This is a genomic window from Klebsiella sp. D5A, assembly GCF_001620885.1.
Taxonomy (GTDB): domain Bacteria; phylum Pseudomonadota; class Gammaproteobacteria; order Enterobacterales; family Enterobacteriaceae; genus Klebsiella; species Klebsiella variicola.
Map to the genome: position 1 here is coordinate 1 of NZ_LOAR01000022.1, position 25,917 is coordinate 25,917.

The 25,917-nt window shown below is 55.7% G+C and carries 25 protein-coding genes and 1 tRNA gene; 16 read left to right on the forward strand and 10 right to left on the reverse strand.

Annotation, left to right across the window (positions count from 1 at the left end; translation table 11 throughout):
• Positions 1-93 precede the first annotated feature (93 nt).
• Positions 94-169 (forward strand) — tRNA-Trp (locus AS136_RS23770).
• 101 nt (positions 170-270) lie between these two features.
• Here the strand turns inward: AS136_RS23770 and hdfR are convergent.
• On the reverse strand, positions 271-1,092 hold the full coding sequence (gene hdfR, locus AS136_RS23775; protein ID WP_012543255.1) for an HTH-type transcriptional regulator HdfR: 822 nt from the start codon (positions 1,090-1,092) through the stop codon (positions 271-273).
• Between the two features lie 118 nt (positions 1,093-1,210).
• Here hdfR and AS136_RS23780 point away from each other — a divergent pair, with 118 nt between their 5' ends.
• Positions 1,211-1,549 (forward strand): MaoP family protein, encoded by a 339-nt coding sequence (locus AS136_RS23780; protein ID WP_004886877.1) that lies wholly within the window; start codon positions 1,211-1,213, stop codon positions 1,547-1,549.
• Positions 1,550-1,573: 24 nt separating this feature from the next.
• Here the strand turns inward: AS136_RS23780 and AS136_RS23785 are convergent, their stop codons facing one another.
• Entirely contained in the window at positions 1,574-3,094 is a 1,521-nt protein-coding gene (locus AS136_RS23785; RefSeq protein WP_012969207.1) for a YifB family Mg chelatase-like AAA ATPase, read from the reverse strand.
• A gap of 354 nt (positions 3,095-3,448) precedes the next feature.
• Between AS136_RS23785 and ilvL the strand changes: the two genes are divergently transcribed.
• From ilvL to ilvA, 7 genes are all read left to right on the forward strand, one after another.
• Positions 3,449-3,547 (forward strand): ilv operon leader peptide, encoded by a 99-nt coding sequence (gene ilvL / locus AS136_RS27510; RefSeq protein ID WP_001311244.1) that lies wholly within the window; start codon positions 3,449-3,451, stop codon positions 3,545-3,547.
• A gap of 87 nt (positions 3,548-3,634) precedes the next feature.
• On the forward strand, positions 3,635-3,685 hold the full coding sequence (gene ilvX, locus AS136_RS29420; RefSeq protein ID WP_175426296.1) for a peptide IlvX: 51 nt from the start codon (positions 3,635-3,637) through the stop codon (positions 3,683-3,685).
• A 2-nt stretch (positions 3,686-3,687) separates the two neighbouring features.
• Positions 3,688-5,334 (forward strand): acetolactate synthase 2 catalytic subunit, encoded by a 1,647-nt coding sequence (ilvG, locus tag AS136_RS23790; RefSeq protein ID WP_023323436.1) that lies wholly within the window; start codon positions 3,688-3,690, stop codon positions 5,332-5,334.
• Entirely contained in the window at positions 5,331-5,588 is a 258-nt protein-coding gene (gene ilvM / locus AS136_RS23795; RefSeq protein WP_008807981.1) for an acetolactate synthase 2 small subunit, read from the forward strand. Before ilvG ends, ilvM begins: the two co-directional genes overlap by 4 nt.
• A gap of 19 nt (positions 5,589-5,607) precedes the next feature.
• The gene (locus AS136_RS23800; protein WP_008807980.1) at positions 5,608-6,537 is read left to right on the forward strand and encodes a branched-chain amino acid transaminase; all 930 of its coding nucleotides are present in this window, start codon (positions 5,608-5,610) and stop codon (positions 6,535-6,537) included.
• A gap of 60 nt (positions 6,538-6,597) precedes the next feature.
• Complete coding sequence (ilvD, locus tag AS136_RS23805; protein WP_008807979.1) at positions 6,598-8,448, forward strand: dihydroxy-acid dehydratase; 1,851 nt, start codon at positions 6,598-6,600, stop codon at positions 8,446-8,448.
• A 2-nt stretch (positions 8,449-8,450) separates the two neighbouring features.
• Positions 8,451-9,995, forward strand: a complete 1,545-nt coding sequence (ilvA, locus tag AS136_RS23810) for a threonine ammonia-lyase, biosynthetic (RefSeq protein ID WP_008807978.1) — start codon at positions 8,451-8,453, stop codon at positions 9,993-9,995.
• Here ilvA and ilvY read toward each other — a convergent pair.
• Positions 9,992-10,882 (reverse strand): HTH-type transcriptional activator IlvY, encoded by an 891-nt coding sequence (gene ilvY, locus AS136_RS23815; protein ID WP_012543253.1) that lies wholly within the window; start codon positions 10,880-10,882, stop codon positions 9,992-9,994. The genes ilvA and ilvY overlap by 4 nt on opposite strands.
• Before the next feature lie 154 nt (positions 10,883-11,036).
• On the opposite strand from ilvY, the gene ilvC reads away from it, so the two are divergent.
• The gene (gene ilvC / locus AS136_RS23820) at positions 11,037-12,512 is read left to right on the forward strand and encodes a ketol-acid reductoisomerase (RefSeq protein WP_008807976.1); all 1,476 of its coding nucleotides are present in this window, start codon (positions 11,037-11,039) and stop codon (positions 12,510-12,512) included.
• A gap of 202 nt (positions 12,513-12,714) precedes the next feature.
• Here the strand turns inward: ilvC and ppiC (AS136_RS23825) are convergent, their stop codons facing one another.
• On the reverse strand, positions 12,715-12,996 hold the full coding sequence (gene ppiC, locus AS136_RS23825) for a peptidylprolyl isomerase PpiC (RefSeq protein WP_004107616.1): 282 nt from the start codon (positions 12,994-12,996) through the stop codon (positions 12,715-12,717).
• Positions 12,997-13,046: 50 nt separating this feature from the next.
• Entirely contained in the window at positions 13,047-13,328 is a 282-nt protein-coding gene (ppiC, locus tag AS136_RS23830) for a peptidylprolyl isomerase PpiC (RefSeq protein WP_004886860.1), read from the reverse strand.
• Positions 13,329-13,440: 112 nt separating this feature from the next.
• On the opposite strand from ppiC (AS136_RS23830), the gene rep reads away from it, so the two are divergent.
• On the forward strand, positions 13,441-15,462 hold the full coding sequence (gene rep / locus AS136_RS23835) for a DNA helicase Rep (RefSeq protein ID WP_012969206.1): 2,022 nt from the start codon (positions 13,441-13,443) through the stop codon (positions 15,460-15,462).
• A gap of 4 nt (positions 15,463-15,466) precedes the next feature.
• Here the strand turns inward: rep and AS136_RS23840 are convergent, their stop codons facing one another.
• From AS136_RS23840 to rhlB, 5 genes are all read right to left on the reverse strand, one after another.
• The gene (locus AS136_RS23840; protein WP_012969205.1) at positions 15,467-16,189 is read right to left on the reverse strand and encodes a DUF554 domain-containing protein; all 723 of its coding nucleotides are present in this window, start codon (positions 16,187-16,189) and stop codon (positions 15,467-15,469) included.
• A gap of 62 nt (positions 16,190-16,251) precedes the next feature.
• The gene (locus AS136_RS23845) at positions 16,252-17,250 is read right to left on the reverse strand and encodes an amidohydrolase family protein (protein WP_008807971.1); all 999 of its coding nucleotides are present in this window, start codon (positions 17,248-17,250) and stop codon (positions 16,252-16,254) included.
• Positions 17,251-17,380: 130 nt separating this feature from the next.
• A complete protein-coding gene (locus tag AS136_RS23850) occupies positions 17,381-18,307 on the reverse strand; it encodes a LysR family transcriptional regulator (RefSeq protein WP_032732154.1) in 927 nt (308 codons plus the stop codon).
• A gap of 19 nt (positions 18,308-18,326) precedes the next feature.
• A complete protein-coding gene (gene gppA / locus AS136_RS23855) occupies positions 18,327-19,835 on the reverse strand; it encodes a guanosine-5'-triphosphate,3'-diphosphate diphosphatase (RefSeq protein WP_012969202.1) in 1,509 nt (502 codons plus the stop codon).
• Between the two features lie 118 nt (positions 19,836-19,953).
• Positions 19,954-21,219 carry an ATP-dependent RNA helicase RhlB gene (gene rhlB / locus AS136_RS23860; protein WP_008807968.1) on the reverse strand — a complete coding sequence of 422 codons (1,266 nt, stop codon included), beginning with the start codon at positions 21,217-21,219 and terminating at the stop codon, positions 19,954-19,956.
• Positions 21,220-21,560: 341 nt separating this feature from the next.
• Here rhlB and trxA point away from each other — a divergent pair, with 341 nt between their 5' ends.
• The 5 genes from trxA to wzzE all read left to right on the forward strand — a co-directional run bounded on the left by trxA (position 21,561) and on the right by wzzE (position 25,886).
• Positions 21,561-21,890, forward strand: a complete 330-nt coding sequence (gene trxA, locus AS136_RS23865) for a thioredoxin TrxA (RefSeq protein ID WP_002883224.1) — start codon at positions 21,561-21,563, stop codon at positions 21,888-21,890.
• A 144-nt stretch (positions 21,891-22,034) separates the two neighbouring features.
• The gene (locus tag AS136_RS29425) at positions 22,035-22,136 is read left to right on the forward strand and encodes a rho operon leader peptide (protein ID WP_049245627.1); all 102 of its coding nucleotides are present in this window, start codon (positions 22,035-22,037) and stop codon (positions 22,134-22,136) included.
• A gap of 86 nt (positions 22,137-22,222) precedes the next feature.
• Positions 22,223-23,482 carry a transcription termination factor Rho gene (gene rho / locus AS136_RS23870; protein WP_002883293.1) on the forward strand — a complete coding sequence of 420 codons (1,260 nt, stop codon included), beginning with the start codon at positions 22,223-22,225 and terminating at the stop codon, positions 23,480-23,482.
• A 240-nt stretch (positions 23,483-23,722) separates the two neighbouring features.
• Positions 23,723-24,826, forward strand: coding sequence for a UDP-N-acetylglucosamine--undecaprenyl-phosphate N-acetylglucosaminephosphotransferase (gene wecA, locus AS136_RS23875; RefSeq protein WP_004886849.1), 1,104 nt, complete (start codon positions 23,723-23,725; stop codon positions 24,824-24,826).
• Between the two features lie 13 nt (positions 24,827-24,839).
• Complete coding sequence (gene wzzE / locus AS136_RS23880; protein WP_002883296.1) at positions 24,840-25,886, forward strand: ECA polysaccharide chain length modulation protein; 1,047 nt, start codon at positions 24,840-24,842, stop codon at positions 25,884-25,886.
• The last annotated feature ends 31 nt before the right edge of the window (positions 25,887-25,917 follow it).

Here is a 25,917-nt window from a genome sequence, read left to right on the forward strand (position 1 = left end):
CACGCAGGGGGTCGCGGGTTCGAGTCCCGTCCGTTCCGCCACTTATTAAAATTAAGCCTGCTATATTAGCGGGCTTAATAGCGAGAAAGATTTAGGGGCGTAGCTCAGTTGGTAGAGCACCGGTCTCCAAAACCGGGTGTCGCGAGTTCGAGTCTCTCCGCCCCTGCCATATATAATCCTTTGCTTAGGCAAAGGATTTTTTTTGCTTGTAATTTTTCCATTCCTCTCTCTTCCTTGCTTTCTGAGCACTCCATCCATGGAGTCAGATCTTTATTCCAGTATGCTGCTTTTCAGGATCTCGCGAATATGCGCTTGTTTATCACTATTTTGTAGCCAAATGGCATACAGAGGACGTGAGAGCGTTACGCTATCGGTCACCGTATGCAGACCACTTTTCTGCTGCGCCCAACTGACGGGTAACCAGGTACAGCCATTCAAGGTACTGAGTTGCTGATAAGCCAGTTCTGCGGAGCTCGTCGTTAACAGTGGCACATCATCGCTACCAATCAGCCCCACTTCGTTTTGCTGGAAATCCGGCCCCCATTCCAGACGCAGGTAGTTCAAATCATTCTTATTTTTCCCTGGGGCGGCACAATAGAGCGCCAGGGTGAAATTACCCAGCAACTGGCAGCTTAATTCATCCATCTTCGGTGATTCAGTTGTGATCAGGAGATCGAGCTGGCGTTCATGCAACTGTTTAACTAATGACTGACGTTGGGCGATCCGCGCCTCGAATTGCAGGTTATAGGGATCTTTGTAGAGAGTCCCCAGCCAGCCGTTCAGTAGACATTCCCACAGCGACGCGCTGGCCCCGATGGAGAATTCGTTATGTCGCGAAGAGTGAGCGACCTCCTTGCGCGCGGCCTGCCAGGTGTTCATCAACGTTTCGGCGTAGGGCAGTAGCTTTTCTCCGGCGGTCGTCAGACGAATGTTATTACGATGGCGGGTGAACAGGTTCACACCAAGTTGATTCTCCAGCTGACGAATACGAAAGCTGACCGCTGACTGCGTCAGGTAAAGTGCCTCTGCTGCCCGCCCAAAGTGACGAGTTCTGCTCACTTCCAGGAAAGTCTTGAGCAATTCCGTATCCACACCGTTCTCCACAAAATTATTTGTCGTCATGATTTAAATGTTTTGTTTGACGCTCTGTCAAGCGTAACTAATACTCCGCGCCATAAATAGCTCGGCCAAAGAATCAGGAGCGTGTAGGATGGCGGAAAGCTTTACGACGACTAATCGTTTTTTCGACAATAAAAATTATCCACGCGGGTTCTCCCGTCATGGTGATTTCACCATCAAAGAGGCGCAACTGCTGGAACGTCATGGTTATGCCTTTAACGAACTGGAACTGGGTAAACGCGAACCTGTTACCGATGATGAAAAACAATTTGTCTCGGTGTGCCGTGGTGAACGTGAGCCGGTAACGGAAGCAGAACGCGTATGGATTAAGTATATGGCACGCATTAAGCGGCCGAAGCGTTTCCATACTCTTTCCGGCGGCAAACCGCAGATGGAAGGCGCTGACGATTACACCGAAAGCGATGACTAAGAAAAAAGGGCGTAAGCCCTTTTTTTACGCCATCATTTTCTGCAGATGGTTTAGCATCCGGTCTATTGCCCGATAGCTGAGCGCCTCCTGCAAATGGCGGCGTTCAATCTCTTCAGCTTCTGCCAGATCGGCAATGGTTCTTGCCACCTTTAACAGACGCTGCCAGGCCCGTATAGAAAGCCCCAGCTGCGTTAACGTCTGTTCCAGCCAAAGCGCATCCTCCTGGCGCAAGTGACAGCAGCTCTTCATTTCACGATTCTCAAGATGCGCATTCAGCTTATTTTGCCTGAGCATTTGACGTTCACGTGCCGCCAGCACACGCTGACGGACCGTCGCACTCGATTCTTCGCCCTGCGTGCCCTGGCTCAGTATCCCCGGCGGCGGGAGCGGGATCTCTAAAGAAAGATCGAAGCGGTCGAGAAAAGGGCCGGACAGGCGCCCAAGGTAGCGCAATGTCTGCTCAGGCGACGCGCGATTATGTTTGCCCTGATAATGCCCGGTAGGGCTTGGGTTCATTGCCGCGATAAGCTGAAAACGCGCCGGATAGTCAATCTTGGCGCGCGATCGTGATATGTGGATCTTGCCTGACTCAATGGGTTCACGCAGCGCGTCCAGCACCCGTCGTTCAAACTCTGGCAGTTCATCAAGAAACAGCACGCCATTATGGGCCAGTGAAATCTCGCCGGGGACAGGTATTGAGCCTCCGCCTACCATCGCTGCCAGCGAGGCGCTATGGTGAGGGGCGCGAAACGGCCTCTGACGCCACCGGGTCTTCGCAGTCTGGAGGTTGACCAGACTTTGAATGGCCGTGCTCTCCAGCGCTTCCTGGTTGCTTAATGGCGGCAAAAGGCCGGGGAGCCGGCAGGCAAGCATTGTTTTGCCGGTACCGGGCGGGCCAATCAGCAGCAGGTTGTGGCCACCGGCCGCCACAATCTCCAGCGCTCGCTTGCCTTGTTGTTGGCCGATAACATCACGTAGATCTTCACAGCGTTCATCAACGGCGGGCACGTCGGCGAGAGGCGGCGAGAGCGATGCTTGCCCTGCGAGAAACGCGCACACCTGTTGCAGATGGTCGGCGACCAGGCAATCGCTGCCGCCGATCAGACCCACCTCAGCCGCATTGTCAGAGGAGACGACAATGCGCCGGCCGGCTTTGATGGCTTCCATTGCGCTGGGGATCGCCCCTGGAACGCCGCGTAAGCCGCCTGTAAGGGCGAGTTCGCCCACGAACTCATATTGATTCAATCGGGTAGTGTTGAGCTGCTCTGAGGCGACGAGAAGCGCGAGAGCGATGGGAAGGTCATATCGCCCGCCCTCTTTGGGCAGATCCGCGGGTGCCAGGTTAATGGTTATTTTCTTCGCAGGGAAAGCGTAGCCGCTGTTGATCAAGGCGCTGCGTACCCGGTCGCGGGCCTCTTTCACGGTGGTCTCCGGTAGCCCGACCATGGTCAAGCCAGGCAGACCGCTGCTGAGATGAACCTCGATAGTAATCAATGGCGCTTCGATACCGAGCGCCGCGCGTGTGTAAACGATGGCGAGCGACATAAAACCTCCTGGACAGAGAAGGATTATGACGAGCCAGCCGTGAAACGGCAGCGGCAATAACACGAAGTTAGAAGCATAAATCCATTATTTTCACGCCATCTCGTTACATTTAGCCGAAAATGGAAGCGTGATCGAAAAAGGTGGTGCATCCGAAACAGAGATGGGCGCTGAGCGTACAGCGTGAAAGAAAACTGAATTTTTTTCATTTCTGATTTTCTTCATATAAAACAATTATTTTTCCTGAAACTGTTAGGCTGCTCAGAAACCAGGATATAAAAAAATCTTGTGTTTTATGTGATGTCTGTGGTACCTCTTTAGGTATTCCTTCGAACAAGAAGCCAGAAAGTACAGAAAATGACAGCCCTTCTACGAGTGATTAGCCTGGTCGTGATTAGCGTGGTGGTGATTATTATCCCACCGTGCGGGGCTGCACTTGGACGAGGAAAGGCTTAAGAATCAAGCCTTAACGAACTAAGACCCCCGCACCGAAAGGTCCGGGGGTTTTTTTATAACTGAAATAACCTAAGCGAGGAGCAGATGATGACTTTTAGCATAAAATTCTGTTTCTCCCGATTTATGACGGGGAACTAACTATGAATGGCGCGCAGTGGGTGGTACATGCTTTGCGGACACAGGGAGTCGACACAGTTTTTGGCTATCCGGGTGGCGCAATTATGCCGGTTTACGATGCACTGTATGACGGCGGCGTGGAGCACCTGCTGTGTCGGCATGAGCAAGGGGCAGCCATGGCGGCTATTGGCTATGCGCGAGCAACCGGGAAAACCGGGGTGTGCATAGCGACGTCCGGCCCGGGCGCGACCAACCTGATCACTGGCCTGGCGGACGCCCTGCTTGATTCCATTCCCATTGTCGCTATCACCGGCCAGGTGGCCGCTCCCTTCATCGGCACGGATGCGTTCCAGGAAGTAGACGTTCTTGGTTTGTCACTGGCCTGTACTAAGCACAGTTTCCTCGTGCAGTCTCTGGATGAGCTGCCGCGGGTTATCGCTGAAGCTTTCCAGGTGGCAAACTCAGGCCGTCCGGGCCCGGTGCTGGTTGATATCCCTAAGGATATTCAGATGGCCCAGGGCGAGCTTGATCCTCATTTCTCTACCGTCGACGATGAGATGGCGTTCCCGCAGGCGGAGGTTGCTCAGGCTCTGCAGATGCTGGCTCAGTCACAGAAGCCGATGATGTATGTTGGCGGCGGGGTAGGTATGGCGCAGGCGGTACCGGCTTTGCGTGAATTCCTGGCGGTAACCCGAATGCCGGCAACCTGCACGCTGAAAGGGCTGGGCGTGGTGGCCGCAGATTATCCGTATTATCTCGGTATGCTGGGCATGCACGGCACTAAGGCGGCCAACCTGGCGGTACAGGAGTGCGATCTGCTGATCGCTGTCGGCGCGCGCTTTGACGATCGTGTGACCGGTAAGCTCAATACCTTCGCTCCGCATGCCAAAGTGATCCACATGGACATCGATCCGGCGGAGCTGAACAAGCTGCGTCAGGCGCACATCGGTCTGACCGGCGATCTGAACCGCTTGCTGCCGGCGCTGCAGCAGCCGTTAGCTATCGATGCCTGGCGCGAGCATAATGCCGCACTGCGCACCGAGCACGCCTGGCGTTACGATCATCCCGGCGAGGCGATCTACGCGCCGCTGCTGCTGAAGCAGCTTTCCGACCGTAAGCCGGCGGATAGCGTCGTGACAACCGACGTTGGCCAGCACCAGATGTGGTCGGCTCAACATATGACCTATACCCGCCCGGAAAACTTTATCACCTCCAGCGGCTTAGGCACGATGGGCTTTGGCCTGCCAGCCGCCGTTGGTGCCCAGGTGGCGCGCCCGGACGATACGGTGATCTGTATCTCCGGTGACGGTTCCTTCATGATGAACGTGCAGGAGCTGGGCACCGTCAAGCGCAAACAATTACCGTTAAAGATCGTGTTACTCGACAACCAGCGGTTAGGGATGGTTCGACAATGGCAGCAGCTGTTTTTCCAGGAACGTTATAGCGAAACCACTCTGACTGATAATCCTGATTTCCTCACGCTGGCCAGCGCCTTCGGTATTCCTGGCCAACACATCACCCGTAAAGACCAGGTTGAAGCGGCACTCGACACCATGCTTTCGAGCCAGGGGCCATACCTGCTTCATGTCTCAATCGACGAACTTGAGAATGTCTGGCCGTTGGTGCCGCCCGGCGCCAGTAATGCAGAAATGCTGGAGAAATTATCATGAAGCAACATCAGGTCGCTTTGCAGGCGCGTTTCAATCCGGAAACCTTAGAGCGCGTGCTGCGCGTGGTCCGCCACCGTGGTTTTCAAATCTGCGCAATGAATATGGAAACCGCGTCGGATGCGCAAAATATAAATATCGAATTGACCGTTGCCAGCCCGCGGCCCGTCGAATTACTGTTTAGTCAATTAAGTAAACTGGTCGACGTCGCCTGCGTCGAGATCCAGCAACCCACATCACAACAAATCCGCGCCTGAGCGCAGAGGAATAAAAAAAATGACGACGAAGAAAGCTGATTACATTTGGTTCAATGGCGAGATGACCCCATGGGGCGAGGCGAAAGTGCACGTCATGTCCCATGCGTTGCACTACGGGACTTCGGTATTCGAAGGCATCCGCTGCTACGACTCGCACAAGGGCCCGGTGGTGTTCCGTCATCGCGAACATATGCAGCGTCTGCATGACTCAGCCAAAATTTATCGTTTCCCGGTCTCGCAGAGCGTTGATGAGCTGATGGAAGCCTGCCGCGAAGTTATCCGTACCAATAAACTGACCAGCGCTTATATTCGTCCGCTGGTGTTTGTTGGCGATGTTGGCATGGGCGTTAACCCGCCGGACGGTTACAAAACCGACGTTATCATCGCGGCGTTCCCGTGGGGCGCCTACCTCGGCGCAGAAGCGCTGGAGCAGGGGATCGATGCGATGGTTTCTTCCTGGAACCGCGCGGCGCCGAACACCATCCCAACCGCGGCGAAAGCGGGCGGCAACTATCTCTCCTCTCTGCTGGTCGGCAGCGAAGCGCGTCGTCACGGTTATCAGGAAGGTATCGCGCTGGATGTTAACGGTTATATCTCCGAAGGTGCAGGCGAAAACCTGTTTGAGGTAAAAGATGGCGTGCTGTTTACTCCGCCGTTCACCTCTTCCGCGCTGCCGGGCATTACCCGCGACGCGATCATCAAACTGGCGAAAGATCTTGGCATCGAAGTGCGCGAGCAGGTGCTGTCCCGTGAATCGCTGTACCTCGCGGATGAAGTGTTCATGTCCGGCACCGCGGCAGAAATCACCCCGGTACGCAGCGTTGACGGCATCCAGGTCGGCGCAGGTCGCCGCGGGCCGGTGACCAAACGCATTCAGGAAGCCTTCTTTGGCCTCTTCACCGGTGAAACAGAAGATAAATGGGGCTGGTTGGATCCGGTAAGTAAGTAATTAAAAATGGGACGGCACGCACCGTCCCATTTAATAAACAGAGATGGGAGTAAAAAGAGCATGCCTAAGTACCGTTCCGCCACCACCACACATGGCCGCAACATGGCGGGCGCCCGCGCGTTGTGGCGCGCAACCGGAATGACCGATGCCGATTTCGGCAAACCGATTATCGCCGTCGTCAACTCCTTTACCCAGTTTGTCCCCGGGCACGTGCACCTGCGCGATCTCGGTAAACTGGTTGCTGAGCAGATTGAAGCGGCAGGCGGTGTCGCCAAAGAATTTAACACCATCGCGGTGGATGATGGGATCGCCATGGGCCACGGGGGTATGCTCTATTCACTGCCATCCCGCGAGCTGATCGCTGACTCGGTCGAGTACATGGTTAACGCCCACTGTGCTGATGCCATGGTCTGTATCTCCAACTGCGACAAAATCACTCCGGGGATGCTGATGGCCTCTCTGCGCCTGAACATTCCGGTGATCTTTGTTTCCGGTGGCCCAATGGAAGCCGGGAAGACCAAGCTGTCAGATAAAATCATCAAGCTCGACCTGGTGGATGCGATGATCCAGGGGGCGGATCCGAAAGTGTCCGACGAACAGAGTAACCAGGTGGAACGTTCCGCTTGTCCGACCTGTGGTTCCTGTTCCGGGATGTTCACCGCGAACTCCATGAACTGCCTGACCGAAGCGCTGGGCCTGTCACAGCCGGGTAACGGCTCGCTGCTGGCGACCCACGCCGATCGTAAGGAGCTGTTCCTGAACGCCGGTAAACGTATCGTGGAGCTGACCAAACGCTACTACGAGCAGGATGACGCTTCCGCCCTGCCGCGCAATATCGCCAGCAAGGCGGCATTTGAAAACGCCATGACCCTCGATATCGCGATGGGCGGTTCAACCAATACCGTACTGCACCTGCTGGCGGCGGCGCAGGAAGCCGAAATCGACTTCACCATGAGCGATATCGACAAACTGTCCCGCAAGGTCCCGCAGCTGTGTAAGGTGGCGCCGAGTACGCAGAAATACCATATGGAAGACGTGCACCGGGCTGGTGGCGTTCTGGGCATTCTGGGCGAGCTGGACCGCGCTGGTTTACTCAACCGCGATGTCAAAAACGTCCTTGGCCTGACGCTGCCGCAGACCCTGGAACAGTACGATGTGATGGTGACCCAGGACGATGCGGTGAAAAAAATGTTCCGCGCCGGCCCGGCCGGGATCCGTACCACTCAGGCATTCTCGCAGGATTGCCGCTGGGATACGCTGGATGACGATCGCGCCGAGGGATGTATCCGTTCTCTGGAACATGCCTACAGTAAAGACGGTGGCCTGGCGGTCCTGTACGGTAACTTTGCTGAAAACGGCTGTATTGTCAAAACCGCCGGTGTGGACGATAGCATCCTGAAATTTACCGGCCCGGCGAAAGTTTATGAAAGCCAGGACGAAGCGGTTGATGCCATCCTCGGCGGCAAAGTCGTGGAAGGCGACGTCGTGGTTATTCGCTATGAAGGGCCGAAAGGCGGGCCGGGGATGCAGGAAATGCTCTATCCGACCACCTTCCTGAAGTCCATGGGTCTTGGCAAAGCGTGCGCGCTGATCACCGATGGCCGTTTCTCCGGCGGCACCTCCGGGCTTTCCATCGGCCACGTATCGCCGGAAGCGGCGAGCGGCGGCAACATCGCGATCATCGAAGATGGCGACATGATTGCTATCGATATTCCGAACCGCGGTATTCAGCTGCAGCTCAGCGATGCCGAAATCGCCGCCCGTCGCGAAGCGCAGGAAGCGCGTGGCGATAAGGCGTGGACGCCGAAAGACCGCGAGCGCCAGGTCTCCTTTGCACTGCGCGCTTATGCCAGCCTCGCGACCAGCGCCGACAAGGGCGCGGTGCGCGATAAATCAAAACTGGGTGGCTAATTATGGCGGACTCACAACCCCTGTCCGGTGCCCCTGAGGGCGCCGAATACCTGAGAGCAGTGCTGCGCGCGCCAGTTTATGAAGCGGTGCAGAAAACGCCGCTGCAAAAAATGGAGAAGCTCTCTTCGCGGCTGGATAACGTTATTCTGGTCAAACGCGAAGATCGCCAGCCGGTACACAGCTTTAAGCTGCGCGGCGCCTACGCGATGATGTCCAGCCTGACGGCGGAACAGAAATCGAATGGGGTGATCACGGCGTCGGCAGGCAACCATGCGCAGGGAGTGGCTTTCTCAGCCTCCCGGCTTGGGGTTAAGGCGCTGATCGTGATGCCGGTAGCGACCGCCGATATCAAAGTCGATGCCGTTCGCGGTTTTGGTGGCGAAGTGCTGCTGCATGGCGCCAACTTTGACGAAGCGAAAGCTCGGGCGATTGAACTGGCGCAGCAGCAGGGCTTCACCTGGGTGCCGCCGTTTGATCACCCGATGGTGATCGCGGGTCAGGGAACCTTGGCGCTGGAGCTGCTGCAGCAGGATGCCCACATCGACCGTGTATTCGTCCCGGTGGGCGGCGGCGGTCTGGCGGCGGGCGTGGCGGTGCTGATCAAGCAGCTGATGCCGCAGATTAAAGTGATAGCGGTAGAAGCGGAAGACTCGGCATGTCTGAAAGCGGCGCTGGATGCCGGCCATCCGGTGGATCTGCCGCGCGTCGGTTTGTTTGCTGAAGGCGTGGCGGTGAAGCGCATCGGCGATGAAACCTTCCGTTTGTGCCAGGAGTATCTGGACGACATCATCACTGTCGACAGCGACGCTATTTGCGCGGCGATGAAAGATCTGTTCGAAGATGTGCGGGCGGTGGCGGAGCCTTCCGGCGCGCTGGCGTTGGCGGGGATGAAGAAATATGTCGCCCAGCACAATATTCGCGGCGAGCGACTGGCTCATATTCTGTCCGGGGCCAACGTTAACTTCCACGGCCTGCGCTACGTGTCTGAGCGCTGCGAGCTCGGGGAACAGCGCGAAGCGCTGCTGGCGGTGACGATCCCGGAAGAGAAGGGCAGCTTTCTGAAGTTTTGCCAGCTGCTGGGCGGGCGCTCGGTGACGGAGTTCAACTACCGCTTTGCTGATGCTAAAGATGCCTGCATTTTTGTCGGGGTACGCCTGAGTCGCGGGCTGGAGGAGCGGAAAGAGATCCTCCAGTTACTGAACGATGGCGGCTACAGCGTCGTTGACCTTTCCGATGACGAAATGGCCAAGCTCCATGTGCGCTATATGGTCGGCGGTCGGCCGTCCAAAGCGCTGCAGGAGCGGCTGTTCAGCTTCGAGTTCCCTGAATCGCCGGGGGCGCTGCTGAAGTTCCTGCACACCCTTGGCACCCACTGGAATATTTCGCTGTTCCACTACCGTAGCCATGGCACCGACTATGGTCGGGTGTTAGCGGCCTTTGAGCTGGGCGAGCACGAGCCGGACTTTGAAACCCGCCTTAATGAACTGGGCTATGAGTGCCACGACGAAACCCATAACCCGGCGTTCCGCTTTTTCCTCGCGGGCTAGTGGTTAGGCAGGATTTTCCAGAAAGCATCAATAAGCGGCTCATGCAGCCGCTTTTTTTGTGCGCAAACGCCCAGCTCAAACGGGGTTTGCTCATCACTGCGCTCCAGAATCATCACCCGGTTGCGTACTGGTTCCGGGCTGTTTTCCAGTACCACCTCCGGTAGCAGCGCCACGCCGCAGCCGAGGGCGACCATCGACACCATCGCTTCGTGTCCCCCGACGGTGGCATAGATCGACGGGTTGCTGATTTTATGGCGTCGAAACCACAGCTCGATGCGCCGACGTACCGGCCCCTGGTCAGCCATGATAAACGGCACTGTCGACCAGTCCGGACGCTCGACGGTCACCTGGTTACGCACCGGGCAGGGAAGCGCCGGGGCAATTAACACCACGGCGAGGTTCTCCAGCATCGAAAACGCCACCGATCCCGGCAGGGTCTCTGGTTTACCGGCAATCGCCAGGTCGGCTTCGCCGGTGACGACCTTCTCCATGGCGTCAGCGGCATCGCCGGTCGATAATTTTATCTCAACCGAAGGATGCGCGGCGCGAAAGCGGTCGAGGATCGGCGGCAGATGGCTATAAGCGGCGGTGACAGAGCAGAAGATATGCAGCTCACCGGAGAGCGACGGTCCCTGCTGATCGATGGCGTGGCGAAGCTGCTGATACTGCAGTAAGGTCTGCTGGGCAAAGGTGCGTAACTCTTCCCCGGCTTCGGTGAGCGTCACCGTGCGATTATCACGCACGAACAGCGGCTGGCCGAGGTCCTCTTCCAGGCGTTGGATCTGCCGCGAAAGGGTCGAAGGACTGACGTGCATGGCCCGCGCGCTGCGGCCAAAATGGCGGCTTTCCGCCAGATGCAGAAAGGTTTTCAGATCGCGTAAATCCACGGCGCGTACTCCCCGATTTTGTGTTTCATAAATTGCAACGTGACGTTGTGAATATATCAATTTCCGCAATAAAATTCCTGTCATATAGTAAGTTCATTCTCGCAAAAGCGAACCGAACAATAAGCACGACAACACAACATCACGAGGTATCACCATGGCTAACTACTTCAACACACTGAATCTGCGCCAGCAGCTGGCACAGCTGGGCAAATGCCGCTTTATGGGGCGCGATGAATTTGCCGATGGCGCAAGCTATCTTCAGGGTAAAAAAGTAGTCATCGTCGGCTGTGGCGCGCAGGGCCTGAACCAGGGTCTGAACATGCGTGATTCCGGCCTGGATATCTCCTATGCGTTGCGTAAAGAAGCGATTGCCGAGAAGCGCGCTTCCTGGCGTAAAGCGACCGAAAACGGCTTCAAAGTCGGTACCTATGAAGAGCTGATCCCGCAGGCCGACCTGGTGGTTAACCTGACGCCGGACAAACAGCACTCTGACGTTGTGCGTTCCGTACAGCCGCTGATGAAAGACGGCGCGGCGCTGGGTTACTCCCACGGCTTCAACATCGTTGAAGTGGGCGAGCAGATCCGCAAAGACATCACCGTGGTGATGGTGGCGCCGAAGTGCCCGGGTACCGAAGTTCGTGAAGAGTACAAACGCGGTTTCGGCGTGCCGACGCTTATCGCCGTCCACCCGGAAAACGATCCGAAAGGCGAAGGCATGGCTATTGCCAAAGCCTGGGCAGCGGCGACCGGCGGCCATCGTGCGGGCGTTCTGGAATCCTCCTTCGTGGCGGAAGTGAAATCTGACCTGATGGGCGAGCAGACCATCCTCTGCGGCATGCTGCAGGCGGGTTCTCTGCTGTGCTTCGACAAGCTGGTGGCGGAAGGTACCGATCCGGCGTATGCGGAAAAACTGATTCAGTTCGGCTGGGAAACCATCACCGAAGCGCTGAAGCAGGGCGGTATTACCCTGATGATGGATCGCCTGTCTAACCCGGCGAAACTGCGCGCTTATGCGCTGTCCGAGCAGCTGAAAGAGATCATGGCGCCGCTGTTCCAGAAACACATGGACGACATCATCTCCGGCGAATTCTCCTCCGGTATGATGGCAGACTGGGCGAACGATGATAAGAAACTGCTGACCTGGCGTGAAGAGACCGGCAAAACTGCTTTCGAAACCGCCCCGCAGTATGAAGGCAAAATCGGCGAGCAGGAGTACTTCGATAAAGGCGTGCTGATGATCGCGATGGTGAAAGCGGGCGTTGAGCTGGCCTTCGAAACCATGGTTGATTCCGGTATCATCGAAGAGTCCGCTTACTATGAATCACTGCACGAGCTGCCGCTGATCGCGAACACTATCGCCCGTAAGCGTCTGTATGAAATGAACGTGGTTATCTCTGATACCGCAGAGTACGGTAACTACCTGTTCTCTTACGCTTGCGTACCGCTGCTGAAAGAGTTCATGACTACCCTGCAGACCGGCGACCTGGGCAAAGCGATTGCTGAAGGCGCGGTAGATAACGCTCAGCTGCGCGATGTGAACGAAGCGATTCGCAGCCACGCTATCGAGCAGGTAGGTAAGAAACTGCGCGGTTATATGACTGATATGAAACGTATCGCGGTAGCCGGCTAATTCCTCGTCGTCTTTCGACTTGCCGATGCGTTGGCTACGGTACGTACACCCCAGTCACATAGTAATCTATGTTCCTGGGGATGTACTTCCTTGCCGCCTTCCGGCAAGCCGAAATCCATAGAGGAATGGATTTGTTTAGTCGGCCTGATAAGCGAAGCGCCATCAGGCAGAAACCCGGAGATTAAGATCCCCGGGTTTTTTATTATTTCCGGTATAGCACTTTGATGATGTGGTAGCCGAACTGGGTATGCAGCGGGCCGGTTGGCTCCAGTTCCGGGCAGGAGAAGACCACTTTATCGAAGGCCGGTACCATCTGGCCCTGGCGGAACTCACCTAAATCACCGCCGCGTTTGCCTGATGGGCAAATGGAGTGCTTCTTCGCCAGCTTACCGAAGTCGGCGCCGTTTTTAATCTGCTCCAGAAGATCCAGAGCCAGTTTCTCTTCTTTAACAAGAATATGCAGTGCTGCTGCTGTTTTTGCCATGATCGTGCCTTGAATAGGTTGAGATAAATCGGGGCGCAATATACCACGCGTCAGCGGCGATAAAGCACCTTAATGATATGGTAGCCAAATTTGGTTTTTACCGGACCGTAGGGCTTGAGAAGTGGGCAGCTAAAGACCGCCTGATCGAATGGGCCGACCATCGCGCCTTGCTGAAACTCCCCCAGATCGCCGCCGTTACGCCCGGACGGGCATTTCGAATAGCGCTTCGCCAGATGATCGAAGCTGATGCCGCGTTCCAGTTTGGCAAGGATCTCCTGGGCCAGTTTCTCTTCTTTGACCAGGATATGCAGGGCTGCTGCGGTCTTTTTCATGGTTCTGCTCTACGGGTTAATCGCGATTTCTTCACTTTACCATCAGTCGGTAAATCTCGGCTCCGCTTTCTGCTACAATCCCCACCCCGTTCGAAGATTGAGCAAGACTCCCATGCGTTTAAACCCTGGCCAACAACAAGCCGTCGAATTCGTTACCGGACCTTGCCTGGTGCTGGCGGGCGCCGGCTCCGGTAAGACCCGCGTGATCACCAATAAAATCGCCCACCTGATCCGCGGCTGCGGCTATCAGGCGCGCCATATCGCGGCCGTGACCTTTACCAATAAAGCCGCGCGCGAGATGAAAGAGCGCGTTGGGCAAACGCTGGGGCGCAAAGAGGCGCGCGGGCTGATGATTTCCACCTTCCACACTCTGGGGCTGGATATCATCAAGCGGGAATACGCCGCGCTGGGCATGAAGTCTAACTTCTCCTTATTCGACGATACTGACCAGGTGGCGCTGCTCAAAGAGCTGACCGAAGGGTTGATCGAAGATGACAAAGTGGTGCTCCAGCAGTTGATCTCGACGATCTCCAACTGGAAAAACGATCTGAAAACCCCGGCGCAGGCCGCCGCGGGTGCGAAAGGCGAACGGGATCGCATCTTCGCCCACTGCTATGGGCTGTACGATGCGCATATGAAGGCCTGCAATGTCCTCGATTTTGACGATCTGATCCTGCTGCCGACGCTGCTGCTGCAGCGCAACGAGGAGGTGCGCGAACGCTGGCAGAATAAGATCCGCTACCTGCTGGTGGATGAGTATCAGGATACCAACACCAGCCAGTATGAGCTGGTGAAGCTGCTGGTGGGCCAGCGTGCGCGTTTTACCGTGGTAGGCGACGATGACCAGTCGATCTACTCGTGGCGCGGCGCGCGGCCGCAGAACCTGGTGCTGCTCAGCCAGGACTTCCCGGCGCTGCAGGTTATCAAGCTTGAGCAGAACTATCGCTCCTCCGGGCGTATTCTGAAAGCCGCTAACATTCTGATCGCCAATAACCCGCACGTTTTTGAAAAGCGGCTGTTCTCTGAGCTGGGATATGGCGCTGAGCTGAAAGTGCTCTCCGCCAACAATGAAGATCATGAAGCGGAGCGCGTGGCCGGGGAGCTGATCGCCCACCACTTCATTAATAAAACCAATTACAAAGACTACGCGATCCTTTATCGCGGCAATCACCAGTCGCGGGTCTTTGAAAAGATGCTGATGCAGAACCGCATCCCGTACAAAATCTCCGGCGGCACGTCGTTCTTCTCGCGCCCGGAAATTAAAGATCTGCTGGCCTATCTGCGCGTGCTGACCAACCCGGACGACGACAGCGCCTTCCTGCGTATCGTGAATACACCGAAGCGCGAGATCGGCCCGGCGACGCTGCAAAAGCTCGGTGAGTGGGCGATGGGCCGCAACAAAGGATTGTTCACCGCCAGCTTTGATATGGGTCTCAGCCAGACGCTGACCGGGCGCGGGTATGAATCACTCACCCGCTTCACCCACTGGCTGCGTGAGATCCAGCAGTTGGCCGAACGCGAGCCGGTTAACGCCGTGCGCGACTTAATCCGCGGAATTGACTACGAATCCTGGCTGTATGAAACCTCGCCCAGCCCGAAGGCCGCAGAAATGCGCATGAAAAACGTCAACCAGCTGTTCACCTGGATGACCGAGATGCTGGAAGGCAGCGAAATCGATGAGCCAATGACCCTGACGCAGGTGGTCACCCGCTTTACGCTGCGCGACATGATGGAGCGCGGTGAATCGGATGAAGAGCTGGATCAGGTGCAGCTGATGACCCTTCATGCCTCAAAAGGGCTGGAGTTCCCGTATGTTTACCTGGTGGGAATGGAAGAGGGATTGCTGCCGCACCAGAGCAGCATCGATGAAGATAACGTCGATGAAGAGCGCCGGTTAGCCTACGTCGGCATCACCCGTGCGCAAAAAGAGCTGACCTTTACGTTGTGCAAGGAACGCCGACAGTATGGTGAGCTGGTGCGCCCGGAGCCAAGCCGTTTCCTGCTCGAGCTCCCGCAGGACGATCTGATATGGGAGCAGGAGCGAAAAGTTATCTCTGCGGAAGAACGTATGCATAAAGGCCAGGCCAACGTCGCGAATATTAAAGCGATGCTGGCGAAGGCGAAAAAAGGCTAACGCCTCAGGCGACAAACTGCTGCCAGGCGGCGGAGAAGGGCATTACCAGCAGCAGTGAGGGCAGCATATTGGCGGTGGGGAAGGCGCGGATCCCGCACAGACGAAAACCAGTCGCCAGCATAATGATGCCGCCGCAGGCGGTGAAGTCGGCGATCATCGCCGGATTGATCAGCGCCATGATAAAGGTTGCCGCGAAAAACAGGATAATGAAGACAATCAGCTGGGGAATAAAGATCACGGTGATGATATACCCCAGCGTAGAGGCGAAAATCGCGGCAGTGAAAAAGTCGAGTATCGACTTGGTCAGCAGAATGGTCGGGTCGCCGGTCATCCCTTCGGTTAAAGCACCGAAGATGCCGGTGCCGCTGGCGCAGAACAGGATCAGCACGGCGATAAACTGATTCATAAAATCTTCCGCACTCACGCTGGCGCTGGCCTGCGCCGGGAAAATGCGCTCAATGGGCGTGCGTAGCGTTGTCCCGGCCCGCTCAATCCATTTTTCAATATTCAGCAGACCGCCGATAATCGTGCCGACAATAATGGCCAGGGCAATGGGTGGCAGATTATGCAATTTATTGACAAAGTGGATGCCCATGCTGATGGAGATCAGACCGGCAATTAGCGGCAAGGTTTTCTTGAAGTGTTCCGGAATAAAGCGATTTAGCGAGGCGCCGGCCAGCGCACCGACGAGAAGCGAGCCGCTACAGACAAATATACCTATTGCCATCATTTATTCTCCCTAATAAAAACAGGGCCTGAATATTCAGGCCCTGAAGTCTGTCTTTAATATTATTGAATGTTAAAGACGCGGCTGGCATTGCCCCAGGCAATTTTATCTTTCAGGCCCGCTTCAAGTTCTAACGGATCAAACCAGTCACAAGCCTGATGAATATCTTCATACGGATAATCGACAGAGAACATCACACGATCGGCGCCCATGACTTCAATGGCATTATTCAGCGAATGGGTATTAAAATGGCCGCTGGTGGTAACAATGAAGTTATTCTGCAGGTAGTGCATTAACGGTTTTTCCGCTTTACCCAGACCGCAGCCGAAACGCTGACGATAGAGGCGGTGCTGAGTGCGCGGCAGCATATGAACCAGCCCTTCGCCGAGGTGGCCCAGTACCAGATTGAGGTTAGGATAACGATCGAACAAACCACTCATCATCAGACGGATAGCATGCACTGCCGTTTCCTGCGCAAAGCCCCACGCGGAGCCGATCAGGCTTTCGTAACCAGTGTAGATGCCGCGCGCAGGCCCTTCCAGCGGTTCGCGAGGATGCAGGTACACCGGTACGTTCAGCTCGTTGACCTTATCCCAGAAAACCAGCATCGATTCGTCATCAAGATACAGGCCATGCTCGCTATCTTTAACGTTGGTATAGCCGTTGATCAGCGCGCCTTTCATGCCTAGTTTCTTCACGGCGCGCTCCAGCTCTTCCGCCGCGGCTTCCGGGTTTTGCAAGGCCAGGGTGGCGAAAGCGCTAAATTTATCCGGATTTGGCTTCACATAATTCTCGACGATAAAATCGTTAGTATCACGAGCAAAAGAGACCGCTTTGGCTTTATCTAAAATAGATTGCGCGCCAGGTGAAGTTAGAGAAAGAATGACGTGGTCAATATGACGCTGCGCCATTTCTTCCAGCTGAATACTGCGATCCAGCAGGCGACGTTCAACGTCTTTCATATATTCTGTACCGTTACGGCCGGCTTCACCGGTTGAATCCCACAGACGGTTATTTTCAGGAGTGGAGACGTGTTCTTCTAAAGCGATTTTTCCGCGCATGATATATTCCTTGCGATATTTGTTAGTATGGCTTGATGCAAGGAGAATAAAAGCTTTCACGTATTGCCAGCAATAAACCAAACGTAATAGGGATTATCAGTAAAACTAATACAGCGGTATATTTCGCGGTTTAGATCGTAATAGATCCGCTCTGCTGAGCGGGATCGGCAAGTGCGGCGATCAGCGAACGTAGCCAGATATGCCCGGGATCGCGGTGCAGCCGCTGATGCCAGACCTGACGGATAGCGATCCTGGCGAGAGTAAAAGGTAGCGGCCAGCTGCGGCAGGGATAGCGGCGAGTGATATGCCGCGCCACCTGTTCCGGGACGACGGCAATCATATCGCTTTCGGCCACCAGCTCGCCGGTACCTAAAAAGCTCGGTAATGTCAGCGCGATCCGCCGGGGCATACTGTGCTCATCAAGCCGCTTATCCATATCGCCGTGGGCAGTCCCCTCCACGCGGATCGCCAGATGCTTTTCCTGCCGCCAGTCTTCGGCACGAAGCTGGGTTCGAATACGTGGGTGATTTTCCGCCGCCAGGCAGACATACGATTGATCGAAGAGATGCTGCTGGTAGACGCTATCCGGAAGCTGCGTCAGGTAGCCGATCGCGAGATCACACTTCCCGGATTCGAGGGCGTTGAGGGTCTGCTCATCCAGATTTTGTACCGTAAAGGTGATCCCGTCTGCCGCCTGCTGCTGGAGCGCAATTTGCAGCAAAGGCAACAGCGTCATTTGACTGATATCGGTCATTCCGATCGTGAAGTTACGCTGGCTCTGCTGGGGAAGAAATTCAGGTTTGACGGCTAAATCGTTATCGGCAAGCTGGAGAAGGGTAAATACCGTCGGGGCGATCGCGTCCGCTCGCGGCGTCGGCATCATCCGCTGTCCCACCCGGACAAACAACGGGTCAGCAAAATGATCCCGTAGTTTTTTCAGCAAAAGGCTGCCGGTGGGTTGGCTGATATTCAGCGCGTCAGCCGCCGGGGAGACATTGCCTAGCCGGTAGAGCGCGGAGAAAAAGCGTAGCGATTTGAAATCCAGTTCTTCCCGCATCCGCCCTCCTGGCTGGATATTATCTTGGCGTATCGCCGCTGGTGACCCGTAGCGTCCAGTGGACGTAGCTTTGCCATTGACACTCCTGATCGACCATTTCCCGGCCAAGCGGATGTTCAGCCAGCCAGTTCTCCGGCAGCGTCAGCGTTAACTGGTCGTCGTGAGCGGCCAACTGAATGGCCGGCAACAAATCGTCGCGCCGCCGGCTGGCAAACAGGATCGCCAGTCGCAGCAGGCGACACAGATGTTCGGCCACTCGCGGCGGGACCGCATTCTGCTGATGAAGCGAAGACAGGTCGATGGCGTTGGTCTGATTCAGGAGCAGCGTGGCAATCAACTTCTTCTGCGCCGGGGTAAAGCCGGGCAGGTCGAGGTTATTGACCAGATAAGCCGCGTGCTGCGGCGCGCGCTTGAAATCCACACTCAGCCCAATTTCATGCAGCGAGCAGGCGCTGAGGAGTAAATCGCGGCTCAGCGGGTCCAGCTCCCAGCTGCCATCCAGCTGACTGAGCAGATGGCTGGCCAGACTGGCGACGCGCTGGGCCTGCTCGGTGTCGATCATAAAACGGCGCTGAATATTGCGCAGGGTGCGGCTGCGGATGTCCTGTTCGACAGAGAGATGCAGCATGCCGTATACCAGACCTTCGCGTAACGCGCCGCCTGCCAGGGTCATACACTGAATATTCAGTTCGCTGAAGATAGCGATCAGGATCGCCAGCCCGCTCGGGAACACCAGCGCCCGCTCAAGGGTTAAGCCTTCGATCTCCAGCTCTTCCAGACGTCCGCACTGGATGGCGCGCTGTTTAAGCTGCTGGAGTTTAGCGAGGGTGATGCGTTCATCCATCCCCTGCGCCATCATAATTTCCTGCAGCGCCTGAACGGTGCCGGAAGCGCCGACGCACACTTTCCATCCGTGATAGCGCAGCACATCGGCGATGGGTAATAACACCTCGCGCGCGGCCGCTTCGGCGAGATCGAAATTCTCTTTCGTCAGGCTACGGTCGGCAAAATAGCGTTCAAGCCAGGTCACACAGCCCATCGACAGACTGAACAGCGAGGTCGTTTGCGCGCCGGTGCCGGTCACCAGTTCGGTGCTGGCGCCGCCGATATCGACCACCAGACGCTGATCGGCGCCGCCGGTGGTGTGGGCGACACCCTGGTAAATCAGGCGCGCTTCTTCTTCGCCGCTGATCACCTGCACTGGCGTGCCGAGGATCTCTTGCGCTTTCGCCAGAAACTCCTCTGCATTGACGGCAAGACGTAGCGTGGCGGTGGCCACGACGCGGATTTGCGTCGGCGGAATATCCTGCAGGCGTTCGGCAAACAGGCGTAAGCACTGCCAGCCGCGCTCCATCGCTTCCGCGGAGAGCGTGTTGTCGCTATTCAGACCGGCGGCCAGACGAACCTTACGCTTAATACGGCTCAGCGTCTGGATGCTGCCCGCCACCTCGCGCACTACCAACATATGGAAACTGTTGGAACCCAAATCAATGGCGGCATACAGCGAGGTGGAGCTCATACTCTTCATCGTTCAGAAGGCTCCCTGGTTGGCGGAGCGTTTAGGCCCGGTCCACATCACTGAGCGGGTTGCCAGAGGAAGGTCGCCCTGGCTGATTCTGAATGATTGAGCGTATGGCATAGATTTCTTAACCTGAACGACGACGATTGCGCGGTGGACCGTTGCGGCGCGGGCCGTTGCCTGGGCGCGCACGGGTCAGACGCAGCGGCTTAGGCAGGTCGGTCATCAGCGCGTCCGGGTTGTACTTACTGACCGGGATCGAGTGACCAATATAGGTTTCGATTGCCGGCAGGTTCAGCGCGTACTCTTCGCAGGCGAGGCTGATAGAGTTGCCGCTGGCGCCAGCGCGGCCGGTGCGGCCGATGCGGTGAACGTAATCTTCGCAGTCGTCCGGCAGATCGTAGTTAAAGACGTGGGTCACGGCCGGAATATGTAAGCCGCGCGCAGCAACGTCAGTTGCGACCAGAATATCGAGATCGCCACGAGTAAATTCGTCGAGAATACGCAGACGCTTTTTCTGCGCCACGTCGCCGGTCAGCAGACCTACACGATGGCCGTCAGCGGCGAGATGACCCCAGATATCTTCACAACGGTGCTTGGTGTTGGCGAAGATGATGGCGCGATCGGGCCACTCTTCTTCCAGCAGCGTCTGCAGCAGGCGCATTTTTTCTTCGTTGGAAGGGTAGAACAGCTCTTCTTTAATACGGTGGCCCGTTTTCTGTTCCGGTTCCACTTCGACATATTCGGCGTTGTTCATCTGCTCGAACGCCAGTTCGCGAACGCGATAAGAAAGAGTCGCGGAGAACAGCATGTTCAGGCGCTGCGTCGCCGGCGGCATGCGGCGGAACAGCCAGCGGATATCTTTAATAAAGCCGAGATCGTACATGCGATCGGCTTCGTCCAGTACGACGACCTGAATGGCGCCGAGGTTAATGTGGTTCTGTTTCGCGTAATCGATCAGACGACCAGTGGTACCGATCAGAATATCGACACCGCTTTCCAGCACTTTCAGCTGCTTGTCGTAGCCGTCGCCGCCGTAAGCCAGACCCAGCTTCAGACCGGTGGCCTGCGCCAGCGGTTCAGCATCCGCGTGGATCTGTACCGCCAGTTCACGCGTTGGTGCCATAATTAGCGCGCGCGGTTGGTTAACCTGGCGATCGGCGATAGCCGGGTGAGAGAGAAGATAATGAAACGTTGACGTCAGGAACGCCATCGTTTTACCGGTACCGGTTTGCGCCTGCCCGGCGACATCGCGGCCTTCCAGCGTCAGCGGAAGGGCGAGGGCCTGAATGGGTGTGCAATTATGAAACCCTTTCTTTTCAAGGGCTTCAATGACTGCCGGGTGCAGGGCGAAGTCGGAAAACTTCTGTTCTGTTAAATGTGTTTTGCTCATAGTGTGGTAGAATATCAGCTAACTATTGCATTAAGAAAGCGTATCCGGTGAAATAACGTCAACCTTTCGTTGGCGGTGTACGAAATTATTCAAGGTACGTCTACGGTAACTGAACGAATCCAGGATAGCTTAGACTACTAAGCGAGTCGGGAGCGATAAATCTGCAGCATGCAGTTCGCGTTCGGGCACCCTGGCGTCAACAGGCGAGTCCATGATGGATTGCGCCAGTTGGCAGCCCAGAGAATTGAGGTATCCTGAAGAATAGCGTGCATAACGTAGCCGCAGCACGTCGTTGATGGCTACGACACCAACACACCAGGCTTATTCCTGTGGAGTTAAATATGAGCGATAAAATTATTCACCTGACTGACGACAGTTTTGACACGGACGTACTCAAGGCTGACGGGCTGACCCTCGTCGATTTCTGGGCAGAGTGGTGTGGTCCGTGCAAAATGATCGCCCCGATTCTGGATGAGATCGCTGAAGAGTATCAGGGCAAACTGACCGTAGCTAAGCTGAACATCGACCAGAACCCGGGCACCGCGCCGAAATACGGCATTCGCGGTATCCCAACCCTGCTGCTGTTCAAAAACGGCGAAGTGGCGGCCACTAAAGTTGGCGCACTGTCCAAGGGTCAGCTGAAAGAGTTCCTCGACGCCAACCTGGCGTAAGCGAATTGCTGGTCCGGCGTCCAGATTCCTATTTTTTGCGGAACTCTGGACGCCCGGCAGGAGTCGTGCTAAGTTAATCCACAGACTTCGTTTTAAACATACCTATTGTTTGAATCTTGTTTTACCCAAAGCGTCCCGCAGACGATGCGCGTGAGGCTAATAATTCCGGGCTTATCACTCATTCCGTCTTGTCGTTTCAGTTCTGCGTTCTTTCCTGTGACCAGGCAACGTACAGACACGAGATGAAGCCGCTAACAGGCATGGATGTTCCTGCCATACCATTCACAACATTAAGTTCGAGATTTACCCCGAGTTTAAGAACCCACACCACTATGAATCTTACCGAATTAAAGAATACGCCGGTTTCTGAGCTGATTACTCTCGGCGAAAATATGGGGCTGGAAAACCTGGCTCGTATGCGTAAGCAGGATATTATTTTTGCCATCCTCAAGCAGCATTCGAAGAGTGGCGAAGATATCTTTGGCGACGGCGTACTGGAGATACTGCAGGATGGATTTGGATTCCTCCGCTCCGCAGACAGCTCCTACCTCGCCGGCCCTGACGACATCTACGTATCCCCCAGCCAAATCCGCCGTTTCAACCTTCGCACTGGTGACACCATTTCCGGTAAGATTCGTCCTCCGAAAGAGGGTGAGCGTTACTTTGCACTGTTGAAAGTTAACGAAGTTAACTACGACAAGCCGGAAAACGCGCGTAACAAGATCCTGTTCGAGAACTTAACGCCGCTGCACGCGAATTCTCGCCTGCGTATGGAACGTGGTAACGGTTCTACCGAAGACTTAACCGCTCGCGTACTGGATCTGGCCTCCCCGATTGGCCGCGGCCAGCGTGGTCTGATTGTCGCGCCGCCGAAAGCCGGTAAAACGATGCTGCTGCAGAACATCGCGCAGAGCATCGCTTACAACCACCCGGACTGCGTGCTGATGGTGCTGCTGATCGACGAACGTCCGGAAGAAGTGACCGAGATGCAGCGTCTGGTGAAAGGTGAAGTGGTTGCTTCCACCTTTGACGAGCCGGCATCCCGCCACGTGCAGGTTGCCGAGATGGTTATCGAGAAAGCAAAACGTCTGGTTGAACACAAGAAAGACGTTATCATCCTGCTCGACTCCATTACTCGTCTGGCGCGAGCCTACAACACCGTGGTACCGGCTTCTGGTAAAGTCCTGACCGGTGGTGTGGACGCCAACGCCCTGCACCGTCCGAAGCGTTTCTTCGGTGCGGCACGTAACGTCGAAGAGGGCGGCAGCCTGACCATCATCGCCACGGCGCTGATTGACACCGGCTCCAAAATGGACGAAGTGATCTACGAAGAGTTTAAAGGCACCGGTAACATGGAGCTGCACCTCTCTCGTAAGATTGCCGAAAAACGCGTCTTCCCGGCTATCGATTACAACCGTTCCGGTACCCGTAAAGAAGAACTGCTCACCACTCAGGAAGAGCTGCAGAAAATGTGGATCCTGCGCAAAATTATTCATCCGATGGGTGAGATCGATGCAATGGAATTCCTCATTAACAAGCTGGCGATGACCAAGACGAATGATGACTTCTTCGATATGATGAAGCGCTCGTAAGGTAAAAAAAGCCAAAAACGCCACGCCTTTGCGTGGCGTTTTCATTTTTGGGTTTGTATGATCCAGAGACAGAGAAAGCGGGACGAAAGTTGTCGTATAATGGCGCCGGATAGCAGGCGGAGACAGCTTTAACAGACTAAAATCTATACAATAAATTTGTAATGTTCTGCTTTTCCCCTTCTGGAGTTGGGGCATCATCGCTATACTTCCCGGATTAACTATGCTGAGAGCACATGCGTTGTGAATTTACTCACTGCTATTACTGAATTAATCAGTATTTTCTTATTCACGACCCTCTTTATTTTTGTCGCGCGGAAAGTGGCAAAAAAGATCGGGTTGGTGGATAAACCAAACTATCGCAAACGGCATCAGGGGTTGATTCCGTTGGTCGGTGGTATCTCAGTTTATGCAGGCATCTGTTTTACTTTCGCCATCGCCGATTATTATATTCCTCACGCCTCGCTGTATCTGGCCTGCGCGGGGGTATTGGTGCTGGTTGGCGCGCTTGACGATCGCTTCGATATCAGCGTGAAAATTCGCGCAGTCATACAGGCTGCGATCGCCGTGATTATGATGATGGCAGGGAATCTGCATCTGAGTAGTCTCGGCTTTATTTTTGGCTCGTGGGAGCTGGTGCTGGGGCCTTTCGGCTTCTTCCTGACGCTGTTTGCCGTGTGGGCTGCCATCAATGCGTTTAACATGGTCGACGGGATCGACGGCCTGCTCGGCGGTCTGTCATCGGTCTCCTTTGCGGCGACTGGGATCATCCTCTGGTTTGATGGTCAGTACAGCCTGGCGATGTGGTGTTTCGCGATGATCGCCGCCATTCTGCCCTATATTCTTCTCAATCTTGGCGCCCTCGGCCGCCGCTATAAAGTCTTTATGGGTGACGCCGGCAGCACGATGATTGGCTTCACCATTATCTGGATCCTGCTGGAAACCACGCAAGGTAAAACACATCCCATTAGCCCGGTGACCGCGCTGTGGATTATCGCTATCCCGTTGATGGACATGGTGGCGATTATGTATCGCCGCCTGCGCAAAGGCATGAGTCCTTTCTCTCCGGACCGTCAGCATATTCATCATTTGATCATGCGCGCCGGCTTTACTTCCCGTCAGGCGTTCGTCCTGATTACCCTGGCCGCCGCCCTGCTGGCGCTGGTTGGCGTCGCGGCGGAATACACCCGCATTGTGCCGGAATGGGTGATGTTAATTCTCTTTTTGGTAGCCTTCTTCCTTTATGGCTACTGTATTAAGCGCGCCTGGAAAGTGGCGCGCCTGGTTAAGCGCATCAGACGCAGAATTCGGCGACACAGCGGCAATAATCCGAAACTAACCAAGTAAAGCTGGGGATGTGATGACTCAACCATTACCGGGAGCACAAGCAGTGAACGTTGAGAACGAGCTGGATATTCGCGGGCTGTTTCGCGCTTTATGGGCAGGAAAAGGCTGGATAGTCGGCGGCGCCGTACTCTTCGCCGCCATCGTGCTGGTATATACCTTTTTTGCTCGCCAGGAGTGGAGCGCCACGGCGATCACCGATCGGCCTACTGTCAATATGTTGGGGGGGTACTATTCCCAGCAGCAGTTCTTACGCAATCTGGACATTAAAGCCGACCTTGCCTCGGTCGATCAGCCTTCCGCCATGGATGAAGCGTATAAAGAGTTCATCATGCAGCTGGCCTCCTGGGATACCCGGCGCGATTTCTGGCTACAAACGGACTACTACAAGCAGCGTCAGTCGGGTAATGCCCGCGCGGATGCGGCGATGCTGGATGACCTGATTAACAATATCCAGTTTATGCCAGGCGATGCGGCCAAGAGCATTAACGACAGCGTCAAACTGACCGCCGAGACCGGGCAGGATGCCAATAATCTGTTGCGTCAGTATGTGGCTTTCGCCAGCCAGCGGGCGGCAGGCCATCTTAATGACGAACTCAAAGGCGCCTGGGCGGCGCGGACCGTGCAAATGAAAGCGCAGGTGAAGCGCCAGGAAGAGGTGGCCGAGGCCATCTTCAACCGTCGGACGCACAGCGTGGAGCAGGCGCTGAAGGTGGCCCAGCAGCACAATATTTCACGCAGCGAAACGGATGTTCCTGCCGATCAGTTGCCGGATTCAGAGCTATTTTTATTGGGCAGGCCGATGCTGCAGGCCAGGCTGGAAAACCTGCAGGCCGTCGGGCCGGAATATGACCTCGATTACGACCAGAACCGCGCCATGCTGAGCACGTTGAACGTCGGTCCAACGTTAGATCCGCGTTTTCAGACTTACCGGTATTTGCGGACGCCGGAAGAACCTGTAAAACGCGATAGCCCGCGCCGTGTATTTCTGATGGTGATGTGGGGGATTGTGGGTGCGCTCATCGGCGCAGGCGTGGCGTTATCACGTCGTCGTGTCCTGTGATTGCGGCCTGTGGTGAAGGGCAGATGACCTT